14 protein-coding genes, 8 tRNA genes and 1 pseudogene are annotated in these 17089 nt (G+C 72.3%); 12 read left to right on the forward strand and 11 right to left on the reverse strand.

Annotated features, from left to right (window positions below; genetic code table 11):
* The first annotated feature begins 188 nt into the window (after positions 1-188).
* Positions 189-1835, forward strand: a complete 1647-nt coding sequence (locus QWJ13_RS02810) for an AbeC-like domain-containing protein (RefSeq protein ID WP_316520247.1) — start codon at positions 189-191, stop codon at positions 1833-1835.
* Positions 1836-1896: 61 nt separating this feature from the next.
* Here the strand turns inward: QWJ13_RS02810 and QWJ13_RS02815 are convergent, their stop codons facing one another.
* The 4 genes from QWJ13_RS02815 to QWJ13_RS02830 form a co-directional block, all read right to left on the reverse strand.
* Entirely contained in the window at positions 1897-2475 is a 579-nt protein-coding gene (locus tag QWJ13_RS02815) for an HIT family protein (RefSeq protein WP_316520248.1), read from the reverse strand.
* Between the two features lie 81 nt (positions 2476-2556).
* Entirely contained in the window at positions 2557-4536 is a 1980-nt protein-coding gene (gene thrS / locus QWJ13_RS02820) for a threonine--tRNA ligase (RefSeq protein ID WP_316520249.1), read from the reverse strand.
* A gap of 88 nt (positions 4537-4624) precedes the next feature.
* Positions 4625-5788, reverse strand: coding sequence for a hypothetical protein (locus QWJ13_RS02825; protein WP_316520250.1), 1164 nt, complete (start codon positions 5786-5788; stop codon positions 4625-4627).
* A gap of 32 nt (positions 5789-5820) precedes the next feature.
* Positions 5821-6375, reverse strand: a complete 555-nt coding sequence (locus QWJ13_RS02830) for a DUF4365 domain-containing protein (RefSeq protein WP_316520251.1) — start codon at positions 6373-6375, stop codon at positions 5821-5823.
* A gap of 167 nt (positions 6376-6542) precedes the next feature.
* Here QWJ13_RS02830 and QWJ13_RS02835 point away from each other — a divergent pair, with 167 nt between their 5' ends.
* Positions 6543-7310, forward strand: a complete 768-nt coding sequence (locus tag QWJ13_RS02835) for an exonuclease domain-containing protein (protein ID WP_316520252.1) — start codon at positions 6543-6545, stop codon at positions 7308-7310.
* 80 nt (positions 7311-7390) lie between these two features.
* Here QWJ13_RS02835 and QWJ13_RS02840 read toward each other — a convergent pair.
* Positions 7391-7462: transfer RNA gene (locus QWJ13_RS02840), tRNA-Val, on the reverse strand.
* Between the two features lie 209 nt (positions 7463-7671).
* Positions 7672-7743 (reverse strand) — tRNA-Val (locus QWJ13_RS02845).
* A 574-nt stretch (positions 7744-8317) separates the two neighbouring features.
* On the opposite strand from QWJ13_RS02845, the gene QWJ13_RS02850 reads away from it, so the two are divergent.
* Together QWJ13_RS02850 and QWJ13_RS02855 are read left to right on the forward strand one after the other, a co-directional pair.
* The gene (locus tag QWJ13_RS02850; RefSeq protein ID WP_030056266.1) at positions 8318-8731 is read left to right on the forward strand and encodes an SsgA family sporulation/cell division regulator; all 414 of its coding nucleotides are present in this window, start codon (positions 8318-8320) and stop codon (positions 8729-8731) included.
* A gap of 364 nt (positions 8732-9095) precedes the next feature.
* Positions 9096-9665 (forward strand): CGNR zinc finger domain-containing protein, encoded by a 570-nt coding sequence (locus tag QWJ13_RS02855; protein WP_316520253.1) that lies wholly within the window; start codon positions 9096-9098, stop codon positions 9663-9665.
* A 24-nt stretch (positions 9666-9689) separates the two neighbouring features.
* Here QWJ13_RS02855 and QWJ13_RS02860 read toward each other — a convergent pair whose 3' ends face one another.
* The gene (locus tag QWJ13_RS02860) at positions 9690-10151 is read right to left on the reverse strand and encodes a hypothetical protein (protein ID WP_316520254.1); all 462 of its coding nucleotides are present in this window, start codon (positions 10149-10151) and stop codon (positions 9690-9692) included.
* A 109-nt stretch (positions 10152-10260) separates the two neighbouring features.
* Here QWJ13_RS02860 and QWJ13_RS02865 point away from each other — a divergent pair, with 109 nt between their 5' ends.
* A complete protein-coding gene (locus tag QWJ13_RS02865) occupies positions 10261-10761 on the forward strand; it encodes a DsbA family protein (protein ID WP_316520255.1) in 501 nt (166 codons plus the stop codon).
* A 12-nt stretch (positions 10762-10773) separates the two neighbouring features.
* Here QWJ13_RS02865 and QWJ13_RS02870 read toward each other — a convergent pair whose 3' ends face one another.
* From QWJ13_RS02870 to QWJ13_RS02880, 3 genes are read right to left on the reverse strand one after another with little or no spacing between them, the layout of a single operon-like run.
* A complete protein-coding gene (locus tag QWJ13_RS02870) occupies positions 10774-11622 on the reverse strand; it encodes a GNAT family N-acetyltransferase (RefSeq protein ID WP_316520256.1) in 849 nt (282 codons plus the stop codon).
* A gap of 49 nt (positions 11623-11671) precedes the next feature.
* Positions 11672-12502 (reverse strand): aminotransferase class IV, encoded by an 831-nt coding sequence (locus tag QWJ13_RS02875; RefSeq protein ID WP_316520257.1) that lies wholly within the window; start codon positions 12500-12502, stop codon positions 11672-11674.
* A 44-nt stretch (positions 12503-12546) separates the two neighbouring features.
* Positions 12547-13620 carry a chorismate-binding protein gene (locus tag QWJ13_RS02880; RefSeq protein ID WP_316520258.1) on the reverse strand — a complete coding sequence of 358 codons (1074 nt, stop codon included), beginning with the start codon at positions 13618-13620 and terminating at the stop codon, positions 12547-12549.
* A 321-nt stretch (positions 13621-13941) separates the two neighbouring features.
* Between QWJ13_RS02880 and QWJ13_RS02885 the strand changes: the two genes are divergently transcribed.
* The 6 genes from QWJ13_RS02885 (at position 13942) to QWJ13_RS02910 (ending at position 14576) form a co-directional block, all read left to right on the forward strand.
* A tRNA-Gly gene (locus QWJ13_RS02885) sits at positions 13942-14014 on the forward strand.
* 40 nt (positions 14015-14054) lie between these two features.
* A tRNA-Cys gene (locus QWJ13_RS02890) sits at positions 14055-14128 on the forward strand.
* Positions 14129-14162: 34 nt separating this feature from the next.
* A tRNA-Val gene (locus tag QWJ13_RS02895) sits at positions 14163-14234 on the forward strand.
* Between the two features lie 41 nt (positions 14235-14275).
* Positions 14276-14347, forward strand: a tRNA-Val gene (locus QWJ13_RS02900).
* A gap of 44 nt (positions 14348-14391) precedes the next feature.
* A tRNA-Val gene (locus tag QWJ13_RS02905) sits at positions 14392-14463 on the forward strand.
* 41 nt (positions 14464-14504) lie between these two features.
* Positions 14505-14576 (forward strand) — tRNA-Val (locus QWJ13_RS02910).
* A gap of 328 nt (positions 14577-14904) precedes the next feature.
* Here the strand turns inward: QWJ13_RS02910 and QWJ13_RS02915 are convergent.
* Complete coding sequence (locus QWJ13_RS02915; RefSeq protein ID WP_316520259.1) at positions 14905-15105, reverse strand: hypothetical protein; 201 nt, start codon at positions 15103-15105, stop codon at positions 14905-14907.
* Between the two features lie 405 nt (positions 15106-15510).
* Between QWJ13_RS02915 and QWJ13_RS02920 the strand changes: the two are divergent.
* Positions 15511-16767, forward strand: a pseudogene (locus QWJ13_RS02920) (serine/threonine-protein kinase); the annotation flags it as partial.
* Between the last annotated feature and the right edge of the window lie 322 nt (positions 16768-17089).

Here is a 17089-nt window from a genome sequence, read left to right on the forward strand (position 1 = left end):
CCCCTTTCCTCGCTCCCACCGTCCATCCTGCCCCACCCGCCCCACCGGCACCCCGGCGGGCATCGGTTCGCCGCAAGCTGGGCATCATGCCCCTCGGGCCTCCGGTGACGGCACTTCAGACGATCATCCGCGCGGGGGTCCCGCGAGACGGTAACCTGCCGCTGACAAGGGGAGGAGGGGACGCCACCGTGACCACACTCGACATGACCCCGGGTGCGCAGATACCCCGGACCGACGCCGGCCCGCAGACCGCCATCACCCAGGGACTCTCCTCGACCGCCTACCGCGACGGCGAGATCAAGGGCTTCGTGGACGCCGTCACCGACGCCACGGAGAAGAAGGGCCGCTTCGCGCTCTTCCGTCCCAACCTGGGCGAGGCCTTCAGCAAAGCACTGATCTCCCGGTCCCTGGGCGGCGGCCGCAAACCCCTCGTCCCGGCCTTCGGAGTCGACACCCGCCAGGTCGTCGAACACTGCCTGGCCGCCGAGGAACTGCGCAACACCCGCGACCGGCAGCTCAGCACCGTCAGCGTGGTCACCGGCGTGCTCTTCCTCCCCGGCACCCTGGTCTGGCTCGGCGCCTTCCAGCTCCGCGCCTGGCTCAAGCGGGACAACCCGAAGAACGCTGCCGTCTACGGCGGCCTCGTGCTCGCCGCGGCCGCCGTCCTCGCCGTCCTGCTCGCGCTGCGCCCGCCGGCCAACGGCATCCTCGGCATCTACCTGCGCGTCACCATGCTCGCCCCGGTCATCGGCTGGTACCTCGCCCGCCGGATCGTCGAGCGCACCGCCGTGGACCTGCGCTCCCGCTGGCAGGCACTCGTCGAGGGCAGCGCCGTGGCCGCCACCGTCGCCAAGGCCGTCCCCCGGGACGACCTCGACAAGAAGGCCGTCGACCTGCGCGACAAGCTCGGCCGCCTGGACGCCGAGCAGGAGACCAACATCCACCACTACGCCGGGCCCAAGGGCATCCTCGGGGCCGGCCGCCGCTGGGGCGAATGGCGCCTGGCCGACACCCTCCACCCCGCCGAGGGCCACGCCGACTTCCGCGCCTTCCACCCCTGGGACCTGATCCGCCGGATCTCCTCCCACCTCAAGGGCCTCGGCATCAGCCACGTCGCCAACAGCGGTATGCCCAACGTCGCCATCAAGCAGTGGGTGGTCTTCGACATCGGCGAGGGCGCCGACGAGATCAGCCGCCCCGGCAACGCCGACATGGACGGCGACCGGATGCGCGACTTCGCGGTGCAGACCGTCGCCGACAAGCAGACCTTCGGCGGCGGCCCCCGGCACTACCTCGCCACCCAGTTCATCACCCACGACGGCAAGCTGGTCCTCACCTTCACCGTCACCGTCACCCTGCTCGCCAACGTCCTGAACATCACCGTGTCCGCCTACGCGCTCGGCCCGGTCAAGGGCGTCTTCTTCGACAAGCCCAAGAACAAGGAGAAGTCGGTCGCCAAGACCGTGAAGTTCTGGGAGGAGCGGACGGTCAAGCTCCCCCTGATCGACAACGACGAGGTCGTCCGCCAGGCCGTCCGCGCCCCCTTCCACCGGATGCCCGGCCTGCTCGGCTGGCTCGGCGGCGGGCTCGGCCTGCCCGAGCCCTTCGGGCTGCGGCACTCCTGGGTCAACAAGGCCTGGGACAACCGCTCCATGGTCGACAACGCCCAGAACGCCTCCGTCCCGGTACTCAGCGCGGTCCACGCGGCCACGCTGGAGTTCCTGGAGGAGCACGACCTGGACGCCGACCGCTTCTTCAAGAACCGCACCTCGATCATCAAGTCCGAGGCGCAGAGCCCCCGTCCCTACAAGGTCGACCAGGTCGACGCCGGCTGAGCCACCACATGCGGGAGGGCCCCACCGAGATCCTCGGTGGGGCCCTCCCGCGTTCCGGCGATCAGCCCTGGGAGCTCTGGGAGCCCTGGGGCCAGACCTCGGCCAGCATCTTCCGGGTGTCCGCCAGCAGTTGCGGCAGCACCTTGGTGTGGCCGACCACCGGCATGAAGTTGGTGTCCCCGCCCCAGCGCGGCACCACGTGCTGGTGCAGGTGCGCCGCGATACCGGCCCCGGCCGCCGCGCCCTGGTTCATCCCGATGTTGAACCCGTGCGCCCCAGAGGCCGCCCGCAGCGCCGTCATCGCCTTCTTGGTGAAGTCCGCCAGCTCGGCCGTTTCGGCCTCGTCCAGGTCCGTGTAGTCGGCCACGTGCCGGTACGGGACCACCATCAGGTGCCCGCCGTTGTACGGGTACAGGTTCAGCACCGCGAACACGGCACTGCCCCGGGCGATGATCAGGCCGTCCTCGTCGCTGAGCGACGGGATCGAGCAGAACGGACAACCGTCGTCCGGAGCCGGGCCGGTGGGCTTGTTCTCACCCTGGATGTAGGCCATCCGATGGGGGGTCCACAGGCGGCGGAACCCGTCCGGCTCGCCGACGCCCCGCTGAAGTTCCGGCTCAGTCGTCATGCTGATCAGCATATTCGCCCGACGGTGCTTGCAAAGCCGCGCGGGGCAGACTCTTCAAGAGCCTGCCCCGCGCGTGACGGTCCTGCTACCGGATCACACCTGGACGCGGTTCTTCACCGCGTCCACGATCTCGGCGATCGCCTCGTCGACCGCGACACCGTTCTTCTGCTCGCCGTTGCGGTAGCGGAAGGACACCGCGCCCGCCTCGACGTCGTCGTTGCCCGCGATCAGCATGTACGGGACCTTGGCCTTCTGCGCGTTCCTGATCTTCTTCTGCATCCGGTCGTCCGAGGTGTCCACCTCGACCCGGATCCCGTGCTTCTTCAGCTTGGCCGCGACCTCCAGCAGGTACGGCACGTGCTCGTCGGTGATCGGGATGCCGGTGACGGTGACCGGGGCCAGCCACGGCGGCATGGCACCGGCGTAGTGCTCCAGCAGCACCGCGAAGAACCGCTCGATGCTGCCGAAGAGCGCACGGTGGATCATGACCGGCCGCTGACGCGAGCCGTCCGCCGCGGTGTACTCCAGGTCGAAGCGCTCGGGCAGGTTGAAGTCGAGCTGAATGGTGCTCATCTGCCAGGTCCGGCCGATGGCGTCCTTCGCCTGCACCGAGATCTTCGGGCCGTAGAAGGCCGCGCCGCCCGGGTCCGGCACCAGCGGCAGGCCCTGCTTCTCGGCCACGCCCGCCAGGACGCGGGTGGCCTCCTCCCAGGTCTCGTCGCTTCCGACGAACTTCTCCGGGTCCTTGGTCGACAGCTCCAGGTAGAAGTCGGTCAGACCGTAGTCACGAAGGAGGTTGAGCACGAAGGTCAGCGTGGAGTCGAGCTCCTCCGCCATCTGCTCGCGGGTGCAGTAGATGTGCGCGTCGTCCTGCGTGAAGCCGCGGGCGCGGGTCAGGCCGTGCACCACGCCGGACTTCTCGTAGCGGTACACCGTCCCGAACTCGAAGAGGCGCAGCGGCAGTTCACGGTACGAGCGGCCGCGCGCGTCGAAGATCAGGTTGTGCATCGGGCAGTTCATCGGCTTGAGGTAGTAGTCCACGCCCTCGTCGAGCTGCATGGGCGGGTACATACCGTCCGCGTACCAGTCGAGGTGACCGCTCTTCTCGAAGAGCTTCCCCTTGGTGGCGTGCGGGGTGTAGACGAACTCGTAGCCCTCTTCCTCGTGCCGCTTGCGCGAGTAGTCCTCCATCGCGCGGCGGATGATGCCGCCCTTGGGGTGGAAGACCGCGAGGCCGGAGCCGATCTCCTCGGGGATGGAGAAGAGGTCGAGCTCGTTGCCGAGCTTGCGGTGGTCGCGCTTCTCGGCCTCGACCAGGAAGTCGAGGTGGGCCTTGAGCTCGTCCTTGGTCGGCCAGGCGGTGCCGTAGATGCGCTGGAGCATGGGGTTGCGCTCGCTGCCGCGCCAGTAGGCGGCCGCGTTGCGCATCAGCTTGAACGCCGGGATGTGCCGGGTGCTGGGCAGGTGCGGGCCGCGGCAGAGGTCGCCCCAGCACTGGTCGCCGGTCTTGGCGTCCAGGTTGTCGTAGATGGTGAGCTCGCCGGCGCCGACCTCGACGTCGGCGCCCTCGCCGGCGGTGGCGGCGGAGCCCTTGAGGCCGATCAGTTCGAGCTTGTACGGCTCGGCGGCCAGCTCCTCGCGGGCGGACTCGTCGGTGACCACACGGCGGGAGAACTTCTGCCCGCGCTTGATGATCTCCTGCATCTTCTTCTCGATGGCCTTGAGGTCATCGGGGTGGAAGGGCTTCTCGACGTCGAAGTCGTAGTAGAAGCCGTCCTTGACCGGCGGGCCGATGCCGAGCTTGGCCTCGGGGTAGAGCTGCTGCACGGCCTGGGCCATGACGTGCGCGGTGGAGTGGCGCAGGATGTCGAGGCCGTCCTTGCTGTCGATCGCGACCGGCTCGACCTCCTCGCCGTCCTGGAGGACGTAGGCGAGGTCCTTGAGCTGGCCGCCGACGCGGGCGGCGATGATCGAGCGGTCGTCGGCGAAGAGCTCGGCGGCCGTGGTGCCCGTCGTCACCACGCGCTCTTCCCGATCGGGTTCGCGGCTGATGATTACCCGGACGTCCGTCACCGGTCTCTCCTGACGTGCTGGATTTCAGAGGACGCAACACTGCGCTGCGCGTGACGATGGTACCGAGAGCGCCGCCCCTACCGTCCACCTACGCCCCTTCTCCCCCTCCCTCCGTCTTCCCGCCGAGCGCTTTCAGCAGGCGTTCGCGGTCTCCTTCCTCCCAGCCGCAGAGTTCCAGACCGTGCGGGCGGGTCAGCCGGCGGAAGCCGCCCTGGCGGTCCAGGCGGCCGGAGACCCGCACCGGCAGGCCCGCGAGGTGGGCCTCGGCGGCGAGCCGGTAGTCGGGCTCGGGCAGGCGCAGTTTGAGCTCGCGGACCTCGGCGCCGGCCAGTACCCGCAGCCGTACCGAGCCCGGTCCGGCCGGGTCGGCGCGCTTGAGCCGGGTGACCACGCCGATCACGGTGACGGCGACGGCGGGCTCGGCGCGTTCCAGCAGGTCGGCGGCCTCCGCCAGGGCGGGCAGGTCGCCGGGTGAGAAGTCGAGGTCGATCCGGCGATCCCCGAAGCCGCCCGGTGTCCCGGCGGCGGGCGACCAGGCGACGCTGAGCCGGGCGGCCGTCGCGTCGCGCACCAGCTCCTGGACGGACTGGACCAGCTCCCGGCTGACCCCGGCCTGGACGGCGCTCCCGAAGGCCTCGGGCCCGTCGCTGATCCGGCGGTAGTCGACCGCGTCGCGCAGTGCCTCCAGCGCGCGGACCAGGGTGGTGACGGCGGCCCGCCCCTCGGGGGCGGGGGTGTAGGCGGTGAGCGCGGCGCCCTGTTCGACCAGCAGGACGCGGTCCAGCAGGTCCCCGGCGAGGCCGTCCAGCCGGGCGCCGAAGTAGCCGGCCCTGGTCCGGGCGGCCTTGGCTCCGGCGGCGAGCATCCCGCGCGCCGCCTGCCGGAGCCGCTCGGCCTCGTCCCAGGGGGTGGCCCCGGCCGGGCCGGGCGGTTCGCGGTGCCAGCTCAGCTCGTCGCCGGGGACGGCGAGGGCCAGGAGAATCGAGCGGGCGGAGGGGGTGCGGGAGCGGGAGAGCGCGGTGACGGCGTCGGTGAGGAGTTCGACGGCGTCGTCGAAGCCGTCCCCGGCCGGGACGAGCAGGCTGGTGCCGGGCTCGTCGTCGGGCGGGGTCCAGCGTCCGTAGCGGGCGGCCGGGCCGCCGCGGCGGATCCAGCCGTGCCGGGCGAGCAGGGTGGCCAGCACCGCCGGGTCGACGGCGGCCGGGTCGGGCAGGGGGCGGGCCGGCTCGTCCGGTCCGTGCGGCGGTGTCATGGGTCCGGTTCCTCCCTGCCGGGGCCGGGCCGTCACGGGCTGCCGCCCGCACCGATCCGGGCCATGATGTCGCAGAGCGCGCGGTCGTCGAAGACCTTGTCGGTGGGCACCCGGACGTTGGTGCGCCGCTGCCCGGTGACGGGGTGGCCGGCCAGGTTGACCCAGTAGCAGCAGTGCCGCAGCTCCAGAGCGTCCGGGCGGGCCCGCAGCCAGTGGTCGACCCGGCGCGGCAGCAGCATCACGACCAGCAGCCTCGGCACGGCGACCCGCGGCCGGGCGAGCTTGCGCAGGTGGTCGTTGTCCAGGGTGAAGCTGAAGAACGGCCCGGCCGGGTCGGGGGCGACCTGCTGGGTGGCCTTGAGCTGGATCTTGACGGTGACCTCGTCGTCCACCCGGTGCGTCCGGGAGCCGTGACTGACGTGCCAGTCGATGCCGTTGTCCGGGAACGGCTGGGAGAGCGAGCAGCCGGCCGCCGCGGCGACCGCGTGCAGATAACCGACCTGCAGGGTCTCCATGCAGGCGGTGACCGCGAGGTTCCCCCGCAGGACGGCCGCCGCTTCCTCGGGCTGCGGCTGGGTCAGTGCCATCGCCCCGTGCCCTCCCCCGGTTCCGGGCCCGTTCCGGTGCGGGACGGGCCAGTCGATTCGAACGGGACGGTCATGGGCAGGATCCCCGGTCGGGCTTGGGCCAAACGGGTTGAAGGGGCGTCAGAACCGGGTATCACCCGGGCGCAACGCTCGTCTGAGGGGCAGTCATGCAGCAGCACTGGTACACCGGCCCGCTCGCCTCCTTCGACACCGAGACGACCGGCGTGGACGTCGAGAACGACCGGATCGTCTCGGCCGCCCTGGTCGTCCAGCTCGCGCCGGACGCACCCGCCCTGACGACCACGTGGCTCGCCGATCCGGGCGTGCCGATCCCGGACGGCGCCCGCGCGGTGCACGGCATCACCGACGAGCGGGTGCGCGCCCACGGCCGCCCGGCCGGCACGGTGGTGGCGGAGGTCGCCCACGCGCTGGCGGCCGAGGCGCTGGCCGGGCACCCGGTGGTGGTGATGAACGCGCCGTACGACCTGACGCTGCTGGACCGGGAGCTGCGCCGCCATCACGGGCTGACGCTGGCCGGCGGGCTGGCCGCGAGCGGGCTGGTGGTGCTGGATCCGCGGGTGCTGGACAAGCACGTGGACCGCTACCGCAAGGGCCGCCGGACGCTGACCGATCTGTGCGCCCATTACGGCGTGGAGTTGGCCGGGGCGCACGAGGCGGCGGCGGACGCGACGGCGGCGCTGGCGCTGACCCGGCGGATCGGTGCCCGCTACCCGGCGGCGCTCGGCGGGCTGACGGCGGCCGAGCTGCACCTGCGGCAGGCGGTCTGGCACGCGGCGCAGGCGCGGGGGCTCCAGAGCTGGTTCGACCGCTCGGGGACGCGGGAGCGGGTGGACCTGTCCTGGCCGCTGCGGCCGGCCCGGTGCGGCTGCGGGCGCCGGTTGGAGCCCGAGCACGGCTGCGAGGCGGCGGCGTAGCGAGCGACTTCGGCGTACCGGCCCTGAACATGCCGCAGGCCCTGACCGGTTTCCTGGTCAGGGCCTGCGTGCTGTCCGGGTGGGCGATACTGGGATCGAACCAGTGACCCCTTCGGTGTGAACGAAGTGCTCTCCCGCTGAGCTAATCGCCCGGGCAACGAGATGAACTCTAGCACCATTCCGGCCCGGTCGTACAACTCGGCTGTTCGGGAGTCGCCCGACGCCTTCACAGAACTCGCGCTCCGCATGGAAGGTGACTGTGCCTCAGCCGATTACCAACGGCCCTTCAGGGCGATTCCGGAAATACACGTGAGGCCCAGCCGATAATCGGCTGGGCCTCACGTATCACAATGCATTCCGGTGGGCGATACTGGGATCGAACCAGTGACCCCTTCGGTGTGAACGAAGTGCTCTCCCGCTGAGCTAATCGCCCGGGTGCAGAGAAAACATTACCGCATCCCGAGGGGTGCTCCGACCACCCTCCCGGCCGAGGCCCCCGTCACCCGGCCGGCTCAGCCGCCGTCCGGCCGCCTGCCGACCGGCCGCCCGTCGACCGAGCGGACGGCTCCGCGCCGGGCCCGGACGGACCTGGCGGTCCGGGCCCCGAGGGCCAGGGAAGATCGCCGGCCGTCCGCGCCTGACCGCGGCGAGGCCGGTCGGGAGGATCGCCACCCCCTGGGCCCGGCGCGACCGCGGACGAGGGCCGGGGCCCGTGAGCCGATCACCCGACCACCGTCAACGGGCGTGTCAACCGCCACGCCGGATTCACCCGTTCCCGTGTTCCCGGCCGCCTTGTCGTTTCGCACAGTCCCGCCGGGAAACTAACCAAGAAGCGCCCGGGTATTGCCCGGCCCGGCCGCCGCGAAGCGATTCCGCAATGCGCCGTAAGGGGTACGACTCGCGCCCGAATCGGGACAGAGGGGTTTACATCGGTCTTGGGGGTGGGATGGTCCGTTCGCCGACGTGCGATTCCCCGAGCGCACACTGAGCGAAAGGCCATGGCGCTTATGAACACCACGGTCAGCTGCGAGCTGCACCTGCGCCTCATCGTGTCCAGCGAGTCCTCACTGCCCGTCCCCGCGGGCCTGCGCTACGACACTGCCGACCCCTACGCCGTGCACGCCACGTTCCACACGGGCGCCGACGAGACCGTGGAGTGGGTGTTCGCCCGAGATCTCCTCGCGGAGGGGCTGCACCGACCCACCGGTACCGGCGACGTCCGGGTGTGGCCGTCGCGCAGCCACGGGCAAGGGGTGGTCTGCATCGCGCTGAGCTCTCCGGAAGGAGAAGCCCTGCTGGAGGCCCCGGCCCGGGCGCTTGAGTCGTTCCTCAAGCGGACGGACGCCGCGGTGCCCCCCGGCACCGAACACCGCCACTTCGACCTCGACCGGGAGCTGTCCCACATCCTCGCCGAAAGCTGACCCCGACCGCAGGCGGTCATGCCCCGCTGTCGGCGGGGCCCTGGCTCCTGCTGTCATCGCAGCCGTCCTACTCGGGGGCACGGCAGCGGACTCAGCCGCGTACGACGCGGCCTCGGGGCCGGTGGGCGGTCCGTTCCCACCGGAGCGGGTCCACAGCACCGCAGGCGCCCGGCAGCGGGGCCGGCCATCCGATCGGGTGGCCGGCCCCGTTGCCGGGCGCTGACGTCTGCCCCTCCGGAACACCCTTTCGAAGTACGCACTCATCTTCGAAAGAAGGCACCGCCCCACCGGCACGAGGCCCGGTATGGTCTGGGGTAACCGTGGACGCGGGGTATCGGAGTCCCCTGCGCGAGGAGCCCCCAACGTGCTGATCACCCATGACACCGAGTGCGCGCTGAGCCTCCTCGTGGAGCTGCTCAACACCGCACCCGAGGTGTGCGGTGCCGAACGGCTGCCGGACGTCGCCGCGCTGGACGCCTTCGTGGTCCGCCAGGAGATCAGTGAGATCGACTCGCTGACCGAGGACGACCTGCGCCGGGTGCACGAACTGCGCACCCGGCTGCGCGAGGTGTTCGGGACGGAGTCCACCGCGGAGGCCGCCGAGCTGGTCAACTCGATGGTCGCGGCCGCCGGGACGACGCCCCGGCTGACCAACCACGACGGCCACGACTGGCACATCCACTACTTCGCGCCGCACGCCGCGCTCGGCGACCACCTTGCGGCCGAGCTGGGCATGGCGCTGGCCCTCATCCTGATGGCGGGCGAGCGGGAGCGGCTGCGCCGCTGCGAGGCGCCGGACTGCGCGCGGGTGTTCGTGGACCTCTCCCGGAACCGCTCGCGGCGCTACTGCGACAGCCGTACCTGCGGCAACCGGCTGCACGTCGCCGCCTACCGGGCGCGGCAGCGGTCGGCGGAGGCCGTCCCCTCCGCCTGAGCCGCCCGGCCCGGGCGGGGACGCTCAGATGCCCCGCTTGCGGAGGATCTCCTCGATGTCGGCGAAGTCGCCGAGGCCGTCGTCCCGCTTGCCCCCGGCCGGCTTCTTCGGGGCCTTGGGCGCCGACGCCACCGCCGGGCGTTCGGGGGCCGGCCCTGCCGCGGCCGGGCGGTCCGGGGCGCCCTCCATCGGTGCGGCGCCGCGTCGGCCCACCCAGCGGGTAGTGGCCAGCAGGGCCGCGGAGACCCCGAGCAGCGCGATGCCCGTCCAGACCCGGGGGTCGAAGACCAGCTTGGTCGCCCAGTCGGCGAACTCCCGGCCGATCGTGCTCGCCAGCGGGAACAGGCCGGTCAGGTAGAGCCCGGCGGGCAGCAGGGCCACCGCGAACCAGCGGGTGGCCGACAGGAAGCGCCGCCGGTAGGCCCGCAGCCCGGCGAAGGCCACCCCGCCGGCCGTAAGGATGAAGCTGATCACCGCGCTCAGCACAGGACCACCCCTTCGTTTCCGGTCGTCCTGGTCATCGCTGCCTTCCTCTCGGTCCGCCCGGGGCGCACCTCCGGCCGGAGCGGGCGCCCACTAGTGGAACACTGAGGGAATGATCGATGGTTCCCTCCCCCGCCTTGAGTTCTGGTGCGACCTCCAGTGCCCGGACTGCCACACCGCGCTGGACGACGTACGGGCGCTGCGCGCGCAGTACGGCGACGCGCTGTCCGTGGAGCTGCGGCACTTCCCGCTGGAGAAGCACAAGCACGCCTACGCCGCCGCGGAGGCGGCCGAGGAGGCCTTCGCGCAGGGGCTGGGCTGGCCGTTCGTGGAGGCGCTGCTGGCCCGCACCGCGGCGCTGGCCTCGGGCGGGCAGCAGGTGCTGCTGGACGTGGCCCGGGAGGTCGGGGTCGACGTCGAGGAGCTGGACACCGCGCTGATCGACGGGCGGCACATGCTGACCGTCGACGCCGACCAGGCCGAGGGCAAGGCGATCGGCGTCCAGGGCACGCCGACGTACGTGATCGGCGGCGAGCGCCTCGACGGCGGCCAGAGCCAGGACGGGCTGCGGGCCCGGATCGTGGCCGTCATCGAGGCGGCGAAGGCTTCCTGACGGAGCGTCAGATCACAGGTGCTTGCCGTAGAGGCGCTCGGTGACCTGGTACCCCAGCGATTCGTAGAGCCGGACGGCGGCCTCGTTGTGGGTGAAGACGTTGAGGCCGAGGTGACGCACTCCGGCGGCCAGGCACTCGCGTTCGGCGAGCAGCATCAGCGCGCGTCCGTGTCCCCGGCCCCGGTGGGCCGGGGACACCTCGACGCTCATCACCCAGGCGAGCGGCTCGCCGTCCGGCAGGTCGCGCAGGCGCAGCTGGACCCAGATCGAGCCGTACGGGCCCTCCGCGCCGTCGGCGCCGTACAGCCTGCGCAGGACGACGCCGGGGGTCTCGACGCCCTGGGGGAACGGGTTCGGGGGGTCGTCGCCGCCGGCCCTGGCGTGGGCCTGCTCCTCGGTGAGGCCGGACGCGACGATGTCCTGCCGGTAGCCCTCCGCGGAGCGGGCGAGCCAGCCGTCGAGGTCGGCCGGGTCGAACGGGCGCGCGCTCACCCCGGCGGGCAGGGCGGGGGAGGTGGCGAGCTGCTTGGCCATGGTCAGCGCCCGCTCGGTGTAGCCGAGGGTGCCGGCGAGCCCGCGGGCCGTCGTGGCCGTCGCGGGGATCGCGACGTCGACCCGGGTGCAGCCCCAGGCGCGCAGCACCTCCTCGGCGGCCAGCCCGCCGAATGTGCCGCGGCCCCGGCCGCGACTCTCGGTGATCTCCAACTCCGATATCTTGCCCCAGAGTTGACTGCCCATCGGGTCGGCGGTGGTGCGCAGCGCACCGACCGGTCGGCCGTTCGCGAGGATCAGCCAGCGCCTGGTGCGGCCGCCGGCCGCGGTGGGTGTCTCCGGGCCCTCGGGGCGCAGCGTGGTGGTCATGTGGAGCTCCCTTCCCCCTGTCCGGAAGCTTAGACACCCGCCCCGGGGCTCACGGGTCGAGGTCGTCGCCGCTGCGCTCGGTGAAGACGGCCATGGCCTTGGCGGTGACGGGGCCGATGCCGGGCAGTTCGCGGTCGTCGACGCGGGTGACGGCCTGGACGTCGCGGGTGGTGGAGGTCAGGAAGACCTCCTCGGCGTCCCGGAGGGCGCTGAGCGGGAGGTCGGTCTCCTCGGCGCCGCACCAGTCGATGACGAGCTGCCGGGTGATGCCGGCCAGGCAGCCGGAGGCGAGGGCGGGGGTGAGCAGGCGGCCGTCGAGGACCACGAAGACGTTGGAGCCGGTGCCCTCGCAGAGCAGGCCGGCGGTGTTGGCGAACAGGGCCTCGGAGGCGCCGGCGCGGTGGGCGGCGGCCAGGGCGACGACGTTCTCGGCGTACGAGGTGGTCTTGAGGCCGGCGACGGCGCTGTGCTCGTTGCGGCGCCAGGGGACGACGGCGACGGCGGTCTCGTCGGGGCGGCGGCCGATCTCGTTGAGGGCGACGACCAGGGTGGGCCCGGTGGTGCCGCGTTCGGAGCTGAGCGGCCCGTTGCCGCCGGTGTAGGTGACGCGCAGGCGGCCGAGCGGCGCGGGGTTGGCGGCGAGGACCTGGGCACAGGCCTCGCGGACCAGGTCGTGGTCGGGGTCTGGCAGGCCGAGGCCGCGGGCGGAGCGGGTGAGCCGGTCGAGGTGGCGGGTGACCGCGAAGGCCCGGCCGTCGACCGTCTTCATGGTCTCGAAGACGCCGTCGCCGGTGGTGAGGCCGTGATCGAGGACGGAGACGGCCGCGTCGGTGGAGTCGACGAGTGCGCCGTTGACCCAGCTCGTGGTGCGGTTGTGCATCGGGTGCTGCTCCTCAGGCCTGTCTGACGATGGGAGGTGGCGGCTCAGACCCCGGTCGGGTCGGGTTCGCTGCCGGATTCGCTGCCCGACGCTATCGCGACCAGACGGGCGGCCTTCAGCTCGGTTTCGGCCCATTCGCGCTCGGGGTCGGAGCCCCAGGTGATGCCGGCTCCGGTGCCGAAGCGCAGGATCGGCGCGCCCGGGTCCTGCCGGTCGATCCAGAACGTGCGGATGCCGACGGCGAGTTCGGCCTCGCCGCGGTCGGCGTCGACCCAGCCGATGGCGCCGCAGTACGGGCCTCGCGGGGCGGTCTCCAGAGCTTCGATGATCCGCAGGGCGCTGGTCTTGGGGGCGCCGGTGACGGAGCCGGGCGGGAAGGTGGCGTCGAGGAGTTCGGGCCAGCCGGCGCCCTCGCGCAGGGTGCCCTCGACGGTGGAGACCAGGTGGACCAGGCCGGGGTGCTTCTCGACGGCGCAGAGGTCGGGGACGGTGACGCTGCCGGTCTCGCAGACCCGGCCGAGGTCGTTGCGGACCAGGTCGACGATCATCACGTTCTCGGCGTGGTCCTTGTCGAGCAGGTCGTGCTCGGTGCGGCCGGTGCCCTTGATCGGGCCGGAGGAGACGGTCCGGCCGGTGCGGCGCAGGTAGAGCTCGGGTGAGGCGGTGGCGATCTCGACGCCGTGCTCGGGCAGGCGGATGGTGCCGGCGTAGGGGGCGGGGTTGCCGTGGGCGAGGAGGCCGGTGAGGGCGTCGACGTCGCTGTGGTCCGGGTCGGGCAGCGGCGCGGACAGGACGCGGCAGAGGTTGGCCTGGTAGACCTCGCCGGCGGCTATGTGCTCGCGGATGCGGCGGACGCCCGCGATGTAGGCGGCGCGGTCGAGGGAGCTGTGCCAGCTGCCGGCCTCCGGTCCGCGCCAGCCGGCGCCGGAGGGCGGGGCGGGGGCGGGGCGGACGTCGTCGAAGCGGGCACAGGTGAGGCGGCCCTCGAAGTCGTAGGCGACGGCCCAGTGGCCGGTGGAGTCGAGGGCGGCCGGGTCCGAGGTGACGTCGCGCAGTCCGGTGGCCAGGCGGCCGGCGAAGCGGGCGAGCGGGGTGCGGGGGTCGGGGTGGCCGGACACGGTTCTCCTGCGCGGGGGGTGCTGAGGGCGGTGCCTGAAGTGTAGGTCGGGGGGCGTGGGCCGGTCGGGCTCACGCCCCCCGCGTACGAGCACCCACGCGCGTCGCCCGGGTGTGCGCTGGGTGACCTGCGGATGATCGTCCGGGAGCGCCGCAGGTGGCGGCCGGTGACCGGCCGGGAGGGCTGACGGGACGGCACTCCACGGCCACCCCCTCGGCACGCTGCGGGAACGGATTTTTAGCTGGCCCGGGAATCCGCTAGAGTTCAACACGTCGCCAGGGAGCGCAGCCGAAGAAAAGCGGTGAAGGTCCCCGGGAGACAGGCGGACGTGGCTCAGTTGGTAGAGCATCACCTTGCCAAGGTGAGGGTCGCGAGTTCGAATCTCGTCGTCCGCTCGATGGAGAACGGTGTAAGGTCGTTCTTCATGTGTTGCCTGGTGGAGTGGCCGAGAGGCGAGGCAACGGCCTGCAAAGCCGTGTACACGGGTTCAAATCCCGTCTCCACCTCCAAGAGGTCCTCCCGGTTCGTCCGGGGGGCCTCCCCGCGCGATTAGCTCAGCGGGAGAGCACTACCTTGACACGGTAGGGGTCACTGGTTCAATCCCAGTATCGCGCACGTCGGATCCTCCGGGATCTGCTGCAGGACCGCCACATCAGGCGCGATTAGCTCAGCGGGAGAGCACTACCTTGACACGGTAGGGGTCACTGGTTCAATCCCAGTATCGCGCACAGTAACGGGCCCTTCGGGGCCTGCTGCAACACCGCCTCATCAGGCGCGATTAGCTCAGCGGGAGAGCACTACCTTGACACGGTAGGGGTCACTGGTTCAATCCCAGTATCGCGCACGTCGGATCCTCCGGGATCTGCTGCAGGACCGCCACATCAGGCGCGATTAGCTCAGCGGGAGAGCACTACCTTGACACGGTAGGGGTCACTGGTTCAATCCCAGTATCGCGCACAGTAACGGCCGGGGGCCGCGATCCGTGAGGGTCGCGGCCCCCGGTCGTTTTGTCGTCCCTGAGGACCTTCGGGCCTTCGGCCGTCTTCGGCCGTCTTCAGGCGTCTTCGGGTGTCTTCGCGGGTGTCGGGAAAGGGAAGAGCCGCGTACGGACGCCCTCACCGACGTCCGTACGCGGCATCTCCGCCTGCCAGGGCGCTCTGCGCACCGCTCTCGCCCGTCCGCGTGTCATCGCGGCCGCGGCCTCCCCGGCGGCACCGCTCCCCGTCCCCAGGGGATCGGTGCCCGTCTTCGGCCGGCCCCTGAGGGCCGGTGTCCTTCCCTCCGCTCAGCGGGTGATCAGATCGGCGACGGCCTGGGCCTGGTCCGCCATCTGATCCCACCCGCCGAAGAGCAGCATCAGGAGCACGGCACACGGCAGGGCCATGGCCAGTGCCACGGCAGGGTGCCGTGTGGGCTGCTCGGTTGACCGGGACTGGACGAAGGCCTGCCGGCGGCGGCGGGGGGTGCCCGTGAGCTGCGGTGGCATTCCTTGCTCCTGATCCGGTCGAGTCGGCGCGGTGGACGGCTTACCTCGGGGGACGAGCTCCCCGTCCACCGCTGAGCACAACGCTATTGGCCGAGGGGTCCTCCGGGCGTCATGCCGTCGTACTGTTCCTCGGACGTCCCGGAGGATGACGCTCGGCCTCAGGGCCTACTACCGCAGGGGGACGGAAGTCTCATCCGACCCCCGGGGGAACCCTGAGGGGCAACCCCGAGAGACCCGCTGACGGGCCTGTGACCTGCACGTCAGTGCAAGATCGGACAATCGCACGGCGGCTTGAGGTGTTGCGTATCAGCACACCGCAGCGGGCAGTCCGTAAGCTGTGCCAGACAGGAACTGACGATGGCCCAACCGACGGGGCCTCACCCACCGGCTGACGGGGAACGAAACATGGCGATGATGCGGCTGAGGCGTGAGGACCCCCGCATCGTCGGGCCGTACCGCCTGCACCGGCGACTGGGCGCCGGCGGCATGGGCGTGGTGTACCTCGGATCCGACCGCCGCGGGCAGCGCGTCGCCCTCAAGCTGATCCGCGCCGAACTCGCCGAGGACCAGGAGTTCCGCACCCGCTTCGCCCGCGAGATCGCCGCGGCCTCCCGGATCCGGGGCGGCTGCACCGCGCGCGTGGTCGGCTCGGACATCGAGACCGAGCGGCCCTGGCTGGCCACCGCGTACGTGCCCGGGCCCTCGCTCTACAAGCGGGTCGGCGACGAAGGGCCGCTGAACTGGCCCGAGGCGGCCCGGATCGGGGCCGCGCTGGCCGACGGGCTGGTCAAGGTGCACGAGGCGGGGGTGGTCCACCGGGACCTCAAGCCCTCCAACATCCTGCTCTCGCCCCGTGGTCCGCGGATCATCGACTTCGGCATCGCGTGGTCCCGCGGTGCCAGCACCCTCACCCACGTCGGCACCGCGGTCGGCTCCCCCGGCTTCCTCGCGCCCGAGCAGGTGCGCGGCGCCGCCGTCACCCCCGCCACGGACGTCTTCGCCTTCGGGGCCACGCTCGCGTACGCGCTCACCGGGGACACCCCGTTCGGGTCCGGGGCGTCCTCCGAAGTGATGCTCTACCGGGTCGTCCACGAGGAGCCCGACCTCTCGGCGGTGCCGCCGCAGCTGGCGCCGCTGATCCGGGCCTGCCTGGCCAAGGAGCCCGCCGAGCGCCCCGGGGCGGCCGCGCTGCACGAGCGGCTCAGCGAGCTGGCCGCGCGCGGCACGGCCGCGGGGTCGGCCGGCGGCGCCCGCGCGACGCGGCACGGGAGGGGGGCGGCTCCGGCGCCCGCGCCTTCGCCGGCTCCCGCGGCGGGCCAGCAGGAAGGCGGCCGACCGGGTGTCCCGGCTCCGGGGCGCTCGCCCGAACCGCCCGCCGCGGCGCGGGCCCGGGCGGCGGCGGGACGTCCCGGCGCACAGGCGCCCGGGGCCGCCGGACGGCGCCCCCAGGGGCCGGCCGCGCCCCTCCCCCGGCCCGAGGCGACGCCGGTCACCCGTCCGCTGAGGCAGCGTCCGGACCGTCCCCAGACCCCGCCCCCGAACCGTCCCGCCCCCCGCGACCGGGTCCGTCCCCGGGACCGCCAGCACACCCCCGCCCCCGGCGGGCGGCCCGGCACCGCACGGCAGCGGCTGCTGCGGCAGCGGCTGGTGGTCTTCGTCACGGTGACGATCGGGGTGGCGCTGGCCATCGCGGCGGCCCAGGGGTGCGAGAACCGGGGCAACCAGAGCGTGCGGCAGCCGACCACCGTGGTGGCGAAGCCGGGATCCGGTACGGGCGGCGGCGAGCAGGCGGTGCCAGGGACGTCCGTCGACGTCGTACCGCAGTCCTCGGCCACGCCGCTCCCCGCGGCCGCGCGCAGCGGTGCGGACGCCGGGCTGACGCCCCCGCAGGCGCCGGTGCCGGCGGTGGACTGGCCGAACCGCAGCTACCCCGACGGGGCCGGCGGGCAGACCATCGCGCTCCAGAACGGGCACTCGGTCGGCG

Source organism: Kitasatospora brasiliensis, assembly GCF_032654805.1.
Taxonomy (GTDB): Bacteria; Actinomycetota; Actinomycetes; order Streptomycetales; family Streptomycetaceae; genus Kitasatospora; species Kitasatospora brasiliensis.